General features: G+C 61.8%; 1 protein-coding gene. It reads left to right on the top strand.

Features of this window, described 5'->3' with window-relative positions:
- The coding region (locus tag SB764_RS39980) for an ureidoglycolate lyase (protein ID WP_410866744.1) at positions 1-275 on the top strand (275 nt) is incomplete at both ends.

Below are 275 nucleotides of genomic sequence, written 5' to 3'. Positions count from 1 at the left end.
ACCAAAGCCGCCTTCGCGCCCTTCGGCGATGTGATCGAGGCCGATCCTTCGACGATGCGCTACATCAATGGCGGCACGACCGAACGGTTTCATGCGCTTGCTTCTGCCGAGGCGGCGGGCGAGGGCGCACGCGTCATCATCAATCTTTTCCGTGGCCAGTCGCGCGCCTTTCCCTATGAGGTCGGGATGATGGAGCGCCATCCTTTCGGCAGCCAGAGTTTTTCACCGGTTTCCGGCCGGCCGTTCCTCGTCGTTGTTTCGGAGGATGAGGATGG

This window comes from Paraburkholderia sp. SIMBA_027, from assembly GCF_046535315.1.
GTDB lineage: Bacteria > Pseudomonadota > Gammaproteobacteria > Burkholderiales > Burkholderiaceae > Paraburkholderia > Paraburkholderia tropica.
This window is presented reverse-complemented; position numbering and strand designations above follow the sequence as displayed.